Source organism: Burkholderia sp. AcTa6-5 (assembly GCF_017815075.1).
In the GTDB taxonomy this organism is placed as follows: domain Bacteria; phylum Pseudomonadota; class Gammaproteobacteria; order Burkholderiales; family Burkholderiaceae; genus Burkholderia; species Burkholderia sola.
In genome coordinates, this window is record NZ_JAGIQE010000023.1 from 22,664 (window position 1) to 32,393 (window position 9,730).

Below are 9,730 nucleotides of genomic sequence, written 5' to 3' on the forward strand. Positions count from 1 at the left end.
GGCCTGTTTCAAGGCACAGTGTTTTGTAAGTCGAATGGCACGCGGTGTAACAAAACCTGTCCATCGCGCGCCGTTGTCGTGCAGCTGCAATGCCGGCGTCAAGCAGACGTAAGCCACGCGTCGAAAACCTGCTGCCCGGGCACCGTGACGCGCAGCACGCGCGGTCGGGCCGCGCGCTCGATCCAGCCGTGTGCGCAGAAGCTGTCGAGCAGCGCCGCGCCGAGCGCGCCGCCGAGATGCGAACGCCGCTCGCTCCAGTCGAGACAGCCGCACGCGAAGCGGCGCCGGCGCGCGCGCTGCTGCGCGACGTCGATGCCCCATTGCGAGAGCGCCTGCGTGCCGCGCTCGGTGGTGTCGATCGCGTCGCTGTTGGCGAATAGCCAGCCGCGCGCGGTGAGGCCGTCGAAGATGCGCACCGCGAGCTCGCCGGCCATGTGGTCGTAGCAGGTGCGTGCATAGCGCAGTTCGGCCGGGACCGTGCGCGACGGCGGCGGAACCGGGCGATGCGGCGCGGCCGCGCGGGCGACGTTCGCGAGCGCTTCGAGCGACGCCGCGATGTCGGCCGACGCAATGCGGTAGTAGCGATGCCGGCCGCGCACGTCGAGGGCCAGCAGCCCGCCCTCGGTCAGGCGCGCGAGGTGCGCGCTGGCCGCGGACGGCGACAGCCCCGCGATCATCGTCAGTTCGCCGGCTGGTCGCGCGCTGCCGTCCATCAGCACCCACAGCATCGCGGCGCGGCCGGGATCGGCGATCAGTGCGCCGATGCGGCTCAGGCCCGGAAAATGGTGGTCGTCTTGATCGGTCATCGTCGTGTCTCGTCGAGCGGGTTGGAGGGCAGTGTAGTCCGCGCGCGCATTCGATGTTTCGTTTCCGGATGAAATGTCGGATACGGCGGTGGCGCGCTGGCGGGGACCGGACCGCGGCCCGTTGCAGGGCACGCGTAGAATGGCCGGACGCGGCGGCAGCGGGCCGCCGCATGTGACGCGATGCAACGATGAAGACGATTTTCTGTGTGTTGGCGGCCGCGCTCGTGTGCGCGGCCTGTGCGTCCGGCGGTGCGGGCGCGACCGGCGAGCGCAGCGGCAGTATCGAGATGTACGGGACGATCGACCAGGGCATCACGGTGCGCCGCTGACCGACGCCGGTCGGCGCGCGAGCCGGCATGGCCGCCGCAGCCCCGCTAGGCGGGGCTTGCCGCGACGCATTGCCGCAGTGCAACGTATAATGGCCCGATTACAGCGCCCCTGCCGCCTGGAGCCACAACAATGCCCCAACCGTCCCCCGTGCCGGCCGCTCTCGACCGCACCGAAACCGTATTCCGCTTCCTTGCCGAGCCTTCGTCCGTGAACTTCGGCGGCAAGGTGCATGGCGGCGCGCTGATGAAGTGGATCGACGAGGTCGCGTATGCGTGCGCGGCCGTCTGGTCGAGCCGCTATTGCGTGACGGTCAGCGTCGGCAACATCCGTTTCCAGCGTCCGATCCTGGTCGGCAATCTGGTCGAGCTGAAGGCGCGCGTCGTCGCGACGGGCCGTACCAGCATGCACATCCACGTGTCGGTGCACGCCGGCGATCCGAAGGGCGGCGTGCTGCGCCAGACGACCGATTGCCTCGTCGTGTTCGTCGCGGTCGACGAGAACGGCAACCCGGTGCCGGTGCCGCCGTTCGTGCCCGAAACCGACGAGCAGAAAGTGCTCGCGAAATATGCGGCCGACGTGCGGGCCGCGCTCGACAAGATCGTCGAGATGAAGCCGGAAGAGGTCGCGAAGGGCACCGTCTGAGTGCCGCGGGCGCCGCGCTCGATGCGCGGCGCCCGTCGTCCTGCCTCGCTGTCTCGCCGTTATCGCGTCCCGATCATCTGCTCGGGGCGTACCCATGCATCGAATTCCGCCTCGGTCAGGTAGCCGAGCGCGAGCGCGGCCGCCTTCAGCGTCGTGCCTTCCTTGTGCGCCTTCTTCGCGATCTGCGCGGACTTGTCGTAGCCGATGTGCGGATTGAGCGCCGTCACGAGCATCAGCGATTCGTTCAGCAACAGGTCGATGCGCGAACGGTTCGGCTCGATGCCCACCGCGCAGTGATCGTTGAAGCTCTGGGCGCCGTCGGCGAGCAGCCGCACCGACTGCAGCACGTTATGCGCGATCATCGGCCGGAACACGTTCAGCTCGAAATTGCCGCTCGCGCCGCCGACGTTGACCGCGACGTCGTTGCCGAACACCTGGCAGCACAGCATCGTCACGGCTTCCGACTGCGTCGGGTTCACCTTGCCCGGCATGATCGAGCTGCCCGGCTCGTTTTCCGGAATCGACAGCTCGCCGAGCCCGCAGCGCGGCCCGCTCGCGAGCCAGCGCACGTCGTTCGCGATCTTCATCAGGCTCGCCGCGACCGTCTTCAGCGCGCCGTGCGCGAAGACCAGCGCGTCGGCGGCCGCCATCACCTCGAACTTGCTCGGCGCCGTCACGAACGGCAGCTTCGCGAGCCGGCCGATCTCGTCGGCCACGCGCACCGCGAATTCCGGATGCGCATTCAGCCCGGTGCCGACCGCGGTGCCGCCGAGCGCGAGTTCGTACAGGTGCGGCAGCGCCGATTCGACGTGACGGATGCCCTGGTCGAGCTGCGCGACATAGCCGGAGAACTCCTGGCCGAGCGTGAGTGGCGTCGCGTCCTGCAGGTGCGTGCGGCCGATCTTCACGATGTCGGCGAACGCCTTCGACTTCGCGTCGAGCGTCGCGCGCAGCGTGCGCAGCGCCGGCAGCAGGTGGTTGACGATCGCATACGCGGCCGCGATGTGCATCGCGGTCGGGAACACGTCGTTCGACGACTGGCCGCGATTCACGTCGTCGTTCGGATGAACCTTGCGCGCTTCGCCGCGCTCGCCGCCCAGCAGCTCGCTCGCGCGGTTCGCGATCACCTCGTTGAGGTTCATGTTGGTCTGCGTGCCGGAGCCCGTCTGCCACACCGCGAGCGGGAATTCGCGCGGATGCTTGCCGGCGATGATCTCGTCGGCGGCTTCGATGATCGCGTGCGCCTTGTCGTCGGCGAGCACGCCGAGCGACTGGTTGACGGCCGCCGCGGCCCGCTTGACGATCGCGAGCGCGTGGATCAGCTCGGGCGACTGCTTCTCCGTCGAGATCCGGAAATTCTGCAGCGAGCGCTCGGTCTGCGCGCCCCAGAGCCGGTCGGCCGGCACGGCGATCTCGCCGAACGTGTCGCGTTCCATCCGAACTGCTTCATTCATGATGCACTCCTCCTGGAAAGGGGAAAGGCCGCGCGTCGTCGCGCGGCATCAGGCGTAATCAGACGTATCGTGAGGCAGCCGCGCCGCTGGCGCGGCGTCTCGAGCGGTTCAGCCGACAAGCATAGCGCCGGCCGCGATTTCGCGTCGTGTCGTGCCCACGGCGCGTGACGCGCGCAAACCGGCGCTAGCGCGCCGCCGCGATCAGCGACGCGGTCTTGCGGTGGAAGCGCCATGCCATCAGCACGGCGACGCTCGCGAGGCCCGCCGCGAGCCCCCACCACAGGCCGCGCGCGCCCAGGCCCGCGTGGAAGGCGAACCAGTAGCCGGTCGGGAAGCCGATGCCCCAGTAGCCGAGGGTCGCGGCGAGCATCGGGATGCGCGTGTCCTTCAGGCCGCGCAGCGCACCGGACCCGACGGTCTGCATCCCGTCGACGATCTGGAACACCGCGGCGATGCCGAGCAGCGACGCGGCGAGCGACACCGTGGCCGCGTTGGCCGGGTCGTCGAGGTGCAGGTACAGGCCGACGATCGTATGCGGCGCGACGATCATCACGAGGCCGGACAGCGACATGAAGCCGACGCCGAGCGCGAGCGCGACGAAGCCCGCGTGCCGCGCGGCGACGGGCGAACCCGCGCCGATCCAGTAGCCGACGCGCACGTTGGCCGCCTGGCCGATCGCGAGCGGCACCATGAACGACACCGACGCGACGTTCAGCGCGATCTGGTGCGCGGCGAGCGACGTCGCGCCCAGCACGCCGACGGTGAGGCCGGTGGCGAGGAACAGCGTCGATTCGACGCCGTACGTGATCGCGACCGGCCAGCCGATGCCGATCAGTTCGCCCATCACGGGCAGCTTCGGGCGCGCGGCGGTCACGAAATGGCGAAAGCGCTGCCGGCCGTGCAGCAGCCAGATCAGCGCGAGCGCGGTGAGCCAGATCGTGATCGTCGTCGCGACGGCCGAGCCGAGAAAGCCGAGGCGCGGCAGTCCGAATGCGCCGTGGATCAGCCCGTAGTTCAGCACGCCGTTGACGCCGACGCCGCCGATCGATACCCACAACAGCCGCCGCGCGGCACCGATCGCTGGCAGGAACGCGCGCATCAGCCCGACGCCGATCAGGCTGCCGAGCGCCGCGAAGCGCAGGATGCCCGTGTATTCGCCGACGTGATGCGCGAGCAGCGGCGGCTCGTGGAACATCAGCAGGATCGGTTCGGCCAGCGACAGCGCGACGATCGCCGGAATCGCGAGCAGCACGGACAGCGCGAAGCCCGTCCAGTAGATGTGCGGCACGCGATCCTCGGCCTGCGCGCCGCGCGCGTGCGCGACGCTCACGCTGACCGACGACAGCACGCCTTGCAGGATCGTCACGATCACGAAGAAGAAGTTCGCGCCGAGCCCGCCCGCCGCGAGCGAATCGGGGCCGAGCGAACCGAGCAGCACCGTGTCGGTGACGCTCATCGCCATCTGGGACAGTTGCGCGATCGCGAGCGGCGCGGCGAGGCGCGCGGTATCGGCGGCATGACTGGACAGGGACGGCGGCGCGGCGGCCGTCCGCGTGAGACCGGAATGCGACATGGAATGGGCGCTCGCGCGGGTGCGGGCCCGCGCTGTATGTCGTTATTTTGAGAGACGGCTAGCTTACGGCTTTATTCGTACCGTGTCGAACGCGTGCGCCGATGGCCATGTCGCGGGCAGGGGAACGGCCAGGGCCTGCGCAAGCCCGTTATCAGCGTGAACGGGCGCTATGCCTCGCGTACCGCGATGCGCGTGTCGCCGAGCAGTACGACCTGGCCCGCGCGGATTTTGCAGGTCTTGCGCAGCTCGACCGCGCCGTCGACTTTCACCGCGCCGGACGCGACGATCAGCTTCGCGGTGCCGCCGCTGTCCGCGAGGCCGGTGATCTTGAGAAGGTTGTGCAGCTCGACGTATTCGCCGGTCAGCGTGAAATCCAGATTGGGCATGACGAGGAAGGTGCGCGGTGCGCGGGAGGAAACGCTCCGCATCATACGGCACCGCGGGCCGGCACGCGAGCGCGGGCCGCCGCCGCCGCACGTTGTAAAGGACTGTGAGCGATTCGTCAGCAAATGAAACGGTGGGTAACAGTCTGAGAGATTCGCGAACCGGCCGCGTGGGCCGCGGGTCTTCTGTCGTACCTGCTGCGTGTTGCGGCGGGAACGCGACGGTCCGCATCGCTGCGGACCGGGCGCACAACTTCTTGAGGAGAATTGCCATGTCCAAGATTCGTACGATGCTGATCGGTGCCGCGCTGACGGCGTTCGCCACTTCGGCCGCATTCGCCCAGACGGGCACGACGGCGCAAGGCGCGGCGGGTGCCGGCGTACAGACGCAGGCTCCGGCGGCAGGTGTCGGCGCAGGCGTGCAGGGTGGTGCCGGCGCGAACGCGTCGGGCAATGCGACGGGCGGCGCGACCGATGCGGTCGGCGCGGCAGCCGATGGCGCGAAGGATACGACGTCGTCGGCCGTCCATTCGACCAAGAAGCACACGAAGCATGCGGCGAAGTCGGCCAAGAGCCATGCGGGCTCGGCCAAGAAGAAGGCCGACGACGCGACCGAAGGCGGCGCCTCGGTCGGCGCGCAGGGCGGCGCATCGGCCCAGGGCGCCACGCAGTAAGCGGTGTCCGGCGCCGTCGCGACGCGTGTTTTCGGACGGCGCGTCGCGACGGGCGATCGTCCGGCGGCCCGGTTCGCTTTGCGCGAATCGGGCCGTTTTCGTGGGGTAATAAGCGGGACGCGTACTTACGGCCGGCGCTGGCCTTGCCCCTGGCCCTGGGCCGGCCGCACCGCAGCCGGCGTGAATACGCTGCGCAGCCACGCGGCGAGGCGCGCGAAGACGTCGTACGGTTCCTCGACGAAGATCTCCGGCTTCAGCAGCCGCAGGTATTCCATGATCTGCTGCGCTTCCTGCTTCTGGAACGAGCCGTGCGCGAGCCCGAGCCGCAGCAGCCCGCGCAGTTCGCCGAGCTTGTCGCGCGCGGTGCTGCCGACGCTCATCTCGCATGCGAGCTTGGCCTCGTAGATCCGTTGCCGCAGCGATTCCGCGAGCCGCCACGCGGGCGTCTGCATCAGTTCCTCGAGCGTCTGGATGTCCTGCGCCGCCGCCTTGATCTGCGACGCGAGCGGGTCGATCAGCGACGCGTCGCCCTGTGCTTCGGCGACGATCGCCTTCGCCCAGTCGCGGCATGCCTTCGCGAGCTCGTCGGGTGTCCATTCGGAGCGCGACGCGAAGCCGAAGCCGAATTCGCCGGCCTGCCGCATCAGGATCGCGACGACGTCCGGAAATTCCTTGTCGAGCGTGCGCTTGGCCCATGCGTACTGGCCGCCCTGCAGCATCCGCTGCACGGCGTGCTCGGTCAGCGGCACCATGTTGTCGAGCAGCTTGGCGCGCAGGAAATCCTCGAACGACGGCGTCGCGAATTGCGGGTCGAGTTTCAGCGATACGCGCACGAACGCGTCGTAGTCCTTGCGCAGGGACTCGAGCGTGTCGTCCTTGAGGGAAAGGGTGATCTGGCCCATGAATCATCTCGATGACGGCCCGCGCAAGCCGGCGCCGGCGCGGCGCACCGGAGCGGGCGCCGCGTCGACTGACCGATGCGCGCCGGGGCCGGTGGCGGGTCTTCCTCTCCTATATCGGCGGGCCGCGCGGAAACTTGAGCGCGCGCGATGGAGCGTGCGCTCAGGCAGGCGGCCAGTGCGGGATGACGACCCCTTGCCACAGGAAGAACACCGCGAGCCCGGCCGCGATGGTGACGAGCGGCCGGCGGGTCGCGGCCGACACGAGCACGGTCGCGAGCGCGCCGACGAGCTGCGGATTGCGCCACGTCAGCTCGGCCGTGCCGCCGTGCGGCGAGACGGTCATCGGCACGATGATCGCGGTCAGCACGGTGACCGGCACGAAGCCGAGCGCGGTCCGCACGAGCGGCGGGAACGTCAGCCGCTCGCCGAACAGGAACAGCGTCGAGCGGATCGCATACGTGATGACGGCCATCCCGAGGATCAACAGCGCGTAGTTCACGATGCGGCCTCCGGGCGAGAGCGGGCCCGCGTGCGATCGTGCCGCAGCGTGAGCACGACGCCGATCGCGACGCCGGCGGCGACCGCGCCGAGCAGCCCGAGCTTGTACGGCCAGCCCTGCCAGAAGTACGCGAGCGTGCCGGCCGTCGCGGCCGCCGCGAAGTAGCGCAGCGTGCCGAGCTGCGGGACGACGATCGCGATGAAGGTCGCCGCCATCGCGAAGTCGAGGCCGAGCGACTGCAGGCCCGGGAACGCCGTGCCGAAGCCGATGCCCGCGAGCGTCCAGACCTGCCAGTTCAGGTACATCGCGAGCCCGGAGCCGAAAAAGTAGTGGGGGCCGATCGTGCCGGGCGGGTAGTGCCGGTAGTGCCCGTAGGCGACCGCGAACACTTCGTCGGTCATCAACGCGCCGAGCGTCGCGCGCCAGCGCAGCGGCAGGTGTGCGACATAGGGCGCGAGCGTCGCGCTGTACAGCAGGTGGCGCAGGTTCACGATCAGCGTCGTGGCGAGCACGACGGCGAAGCTCGCGCTGCCGGCGATCAGGCCGAGCGCGATGAACTGCGCGGACCCCGCGAACACGGCGAGCGACATCAGCGCGCCATGCCAGGCGGCAAGCGGGCCGCTGCCGACGAGCGTGCCGAAAATCACGCCGAACGGCGCGGCGCCGATCATCATCGGAATCGTGTCGCGCGCGCCGTCGAGCCATTCGTTGAGCGGGCGGCGCGGGGGTGAGGCGGGTGTCTCGTTCAAGTAGCGCTCCTCCATGAGCTGGAGGATAGCGGGCCGGTGGCGGGCCGGCTTGTATGTTCTTGCGCTCGCGGGAGCGGGGTCGGTGCCCGAGTGTCGGCCGGCGCGGCGGGTCGCTGCGCGGTGCGGTCCGACCGACGACGGCGGGAAGCCGTGCGTCAGCTTGCCTGCCAGCGCCCGGGCGGCACGCCGAACATCCGTTTGAAATGCCGCGTGAAGTGGCTCTGGTCGACGAAGCCGCTGGCCGCGGCGACATCGGCGACCGGCACGCCCGCGCGTAACGGTGCCAGCGCGCGCTGCAGCCGCAGCTGGTTGCGCCACGCATGCGGCGGCATGCCGGTCGTACGCGTGAACAGACGCGCGGCGTGGAACGGCGACAGGCCGACCGCCTGCGCGACGTCGTCGAGCGTCACCGCGGACGTCAGATCGGCGGCGAGCCGCTCGCGCATCGCGTCGACGCGCGGTTCGTCGGCCGCGAGCGGCGCCGGTTGCGGCCGCACGTCGGCATGGCGCACGATCAGCGTCGACAGCGCGTCGAGCATCGCGGTTTCGGCGGCGAGCGGATCGTAGACGCGCGGCGCGTCGGTAGCCGGACCGTCGGCCGCATGCGACGACAGCGCGCGCTCGCTGCCGGCTTCCAGCATCCGATGCGCGAGCGTGAGCCGGGCCGCCAGATCGGCGTCGCGGATCACGCCGGGGGCGAACCATGGCGGATCCTGCGGGCGGCCCGCGACTGCACTCGCGAGTTCGCGGATGAATTCCACCGGCATGTAACTGACGCGATAGCACCAGCCCTCGTCGGCGGCACGCGACCCCGTATGCACTTCGCCGGGATTGATCACGGGCACGGTGCCCGTTTCGGCGACATAGCCGTTGCCGCGATAGGTGAAGCGTTCCGCGCCTTCGAGAATCACGGGGATCGTGTACGCATCGTGCCAGTGGGGCGCGAACGCGTGATCGCGATAGGTGGCCGTGAGCAGGTCCGCGTCCGGCACGAGCGGCGTGCGCCAGTAGCGTGCGGAATCGGGAAGGCGGGTGGCGGACATGATCGGGCGCGGGAGCGGTCGAACCGACAGTGTATCGCTCGCGCCCCCGGCGGGTGCGGGCTTACTTGACCGGAATCGTCGTGCCGGCCGGCATCGGCACCGCGGTGACGGCGTTCTTCGGGCTGCCGCTGACGATGCGGTCGCTGTAGGTCAGATAGACGATCGTGTTGCGTTTCTTGTCGACCACGCGCACGACGTGCAGCGTCTTGAAGATGAACGACATGCGTTCGCTGAATACGTCGGCCTGCTGCTTGAGCGGTTCCTTGAAGCTGATCGGGCCGACCTGCCGGCACGCGATCGACGCTTCGCTCGGATCCTCGGCGACGCCGAGCGTGCCCTTGATCCCGCCGGTGCGCGCGCGCGACACGTAGCAGGTCACGCCGTTCACGACCGGGTCGTCATAGGCCTCGACGACCACGCGATCGGAACCCGTGACGCGGAAATGGGTGTTGACGCTGCCGACTTCCTCCGCGTGCGCGAGCGGTGCGGCGGCGACGGCGGAGAGCAGGAGGGCGGCGGGGGCGAAACGGAGGAGGCGATGCTTCATCGACGGAACCGGATGCGGATGCGGGACAGAGACTCTAGCATGCGCATGACCGGGTCACGCAACGCAGGAAGGCGGACAAGGGGGCCGGAAAAACAAAAGGCCCGTCGAATGACGGGCCTTTCGCTATT

12 protein-coding genes are annotated in these 9,730 nt (G+C 69.5%); 3 read left to right on the top strand and 9 right to left on the bottom strand.

All coding sequences use genetic code 11. The annotated features are described in order from the left end of the window. Positions 1 to 98 precede the first annotated feature (98 nt). Positions 99 to 806 carry a helix-turn-helix transcriptional regulator gene (locus J8I33_RS26120; RefSeq protein WP_209939413.1) on the bottom strand — a complete coding sequence of 236 codons (708 nt, stop codon included), beginning with the start codon at positions 804 to 806 and terminating at the stop codon, positions 99 to 101. A gap of 188 nt (positions 807 to 994) precedes the next feature. Here J8I33_RS26120 and J8I33_RS26125 point away from each other — a divergent pair, with 188 nt between their 5' ends. Together J8I33_RS26125 and J8I33_RS26130 are read left to right on the top strand one after the other, a co-directional pair. After that, a complete protein-coding gene (locus J8I33_RS26125; protein WP_162838111.1) occupies positions 995 to 1,135 on the top strand; it encodes a hypothetical protein in 141 nt (46 codons plus the stop codon). Positions 1,136 to 1,265: 130 nt separating this feature from the next. Beyond that, on the top strand, positions 1,266 to 1,778 hold the full coding sequence (locus tag J8I33_RS26130; protein WP_027811985.1) for an acyl-CoA thioesterase: 513 nt from the start codon (positions 1,266 to 1,268) through the stop codon (positions 1,776 to 1,778). A 59-nt stretch (positions 1,779 to 1,837) separates the two neighbouring features. Here J8I33_RS26130 and fumC read toward each other — a convergent pair whose 3' ends face one another. The 3 genes from fumC to J8I33_RS26145 form a co-directional block, all read right to left on the bottom strand. Beyond that, positions 1,838 to 3,232 carry a class II fumarate hydratase gene (fumC, locus tag J8I33_RS26135; RefSeq protein ID WP_011544913.1) on the bottom strand — a complete coding sequence of 465 codons (1,395 nt, stop codon included), beginning with the start codon at positions 3,230 to 3,232 and terminating at the stop codon, positions 1,838 to 1,840. A 184-nt stretch (positions 3,233 to 3,416) separates the two neighbouring features. Continuing rightward, entirely contained in the window at positions 3,417 to 4,805 is a 1,389-nt protein-coding gene (gene norM / locus J8I33_RS26140) for a multidrug efflux MATE transporter NorM (RefSeq protein ID WP_124557539.1), read from the bottom strand. A gap of 167 nt (positions 4,806 to 4,972) precedes the next feature. Then, the gene (locus J8I33_RS26145; RefSeq protein ID WP_006486208.1) at positions 4,973 to 5,191 is read right to left on the bottom strand and encodes an RNA-binding S4 domain-containing protein; all 219 of its coding nucleotides are present in this window, start codon (positions 5,189 to 5,191) and stop codon (positions 4,973 to 4,975) included. Positions 5,192 to 5,460: 269 nt separating this feature from the next. Between J8I33_RS26145 and J8I33_RS26150 the strand changes: the two genes are divergently transcribed. Then, the gene (locus tag J8I33_RS26150; RefSeq protein WP_050011498.1) at positions 5,461 to 5,862 is read left to right on the top strand and encodes a hypothetical protein; all 402 of its coding nucleotides are present in this window, start codon (positions 5,461 to 5,463) and stop codon (positions 5,860 to 5,862) included. A gap of 125 nt (positions 5,863 to 5,987) precedes the next feature. On the opposite strand, the gene J8I33_RS26155 is transcribed toward J8I33_RS26150, so the two are convergent. The 5 genes from J8I33_RS26155 to J8I33_RS26175 all read right to left on the bottom strand — a co-directional run bounded on the left by J8I33_RS26155 (position 5,988) and on the right by J8I33_RS26175 (position 9,602). Further along, positions 5,988 to 6,764: a DUF4088 family protein gene (locus J8I33_RS26155; RefSeq protein WP_050011497.1), complete on the bottom strand. Its 777-nt coding sequence runs from the start codon at positions 6,762 to 6,764 to the stop codon at positions 5,988 to 5,990. Between the two features lie 160 nt (positions 6,765 to 6,924). Next, a complete protein-coding gene (locus J8I33_RS26160) occupies positions 6,925 to 7,263 on the bottom strand; it encodes an AzlD domain-containing protein (RefSeq protein WP_209939414.1) in 339 nt (112 codons plus the stop codon). Next, the gene (locus J8I33_RS26165; RefSeq protein ID WP_050011495.1) at positions 7,260 to 8,027 is read right to left on the bottom strand and encodes an AzlC family ABC transporter permease; all 768 of its coding nucleotides are present in this window, start codon (positions 8,025 to 8,027) and stop codon (positions 7,260 to 7,262) included. The genes J8I33_RS26160 and J8I33_RS26165 overlap by 4 nt, the downstream gene beginning before the upstream one ends. A gap of 140 nt (positions 8,028 to 8,167) precedes the next feature. Continuing rightward, positions 8,168 to 9,055: an AraC family transcriptional regulator gene (locus J8I33_RS26170; protein ID WP_124557536.1), complete on the bottom strand. Its 888-nt coding sequence runs from the start codon at positions 9,053 to 9,055 to the stop codon at positions 8,168 to 8,170. A gap of 61 nt (positions 9,056 to 9,116) precedes the next feature. Continuing rightward, positions 9,117 to 9,602, bottom strand: coding sequence for a CreA family protein (locus tag J8I33_RS26175; protein ID WP_050011493.1), 486 nt, complete (start codon positions 9,600 to 9,602; stop codon positions 9,117 to 9,119). Positions 9,603 to 9,730: the final 128 nt, after the last annotated feature.

Excerpts from the sequence above, each read along its gene's own strand:
- J8I33_RS26120 (WP_209939413.1), bottom strand. The coding sequence starts at position 806 with ATGACCGATCAAGACGACCACCATTTTCCGGGCCTGAGCCGCATCGGC.
- J8I33_RS26125 (WP_162838111.1), top strand. The coding sequence starts at position 995 with ATGAAGACGATTTTCTGTGTGTTGGCGGCCGCGCTCGTGTGCGCGGCC.
- J8I33_RS26130 (WP_027811985.1), top strand. The coding sequence starts at position 1,266 with ATGCCCCAACCGTCCCCCGTGCCGGCCGCTCTCGACCGCACCGAAACC.
- fumC (WP_011544913.1), bottom strand. The coding sequence starts at position 3,232 with ATGAATGAAGCAGTTCGGATGGAACGCGACACGTTCGGCGAGATCGCC.
- norM (WP_124557539.1), bottom strand. The coding sequence starts at position 4,805 with ATGTCGCATTCCGGTCTCACGCGGACGGCCGCCGCGCCGCCGTCCCTG.
- J8I33_RS26145 (WP_006486208.1), bottom strand. The coding sequence starts at position 5,191 with ATGCCCAATCTGGATTTCACGCTGACCGGCGAATACGTCGAGCTGCAC.
- J8I33_RS26150 (WP_050011498.1), top strand. The coding sequence starts at position 5,461 with ATGTCCAAGATTCGTACGATGCTGATCGGTGCCGCGCTGACGGCGTTC.
- J8I33_RS26155 (WP_050011497.1), bottom strand. The coding sequence starts at position 6,764 with ATGGGCCAGATCACCCTTTCCCTCAAGGACGACACGCTCGAGTCCCTG.
- J8I33_RS26165 (WP_050011495.1), bottom strand. The coding sequence starts at position 8,027 with ATGGAGGAGCGCTACTTGAACGAGACACCCGCCTCACCCCCGCGCCGC.
- J8I33_RS26170 (WP_124557536.1), bottom strand. The coding sequence starts at position 9,055 with ATGTCCGCCACCCGCCTTCCCGATTCCGCACGCTACTGGCGCACGCCG.
- J8I33_RS26175 (WP_050011493.1), bottom strand. The coding sequence starts at position 9,602 with ATGAAGCATCGCCTCCTCCGTTTCGCCCCCGCCGCCCTCCTGCTCTCC.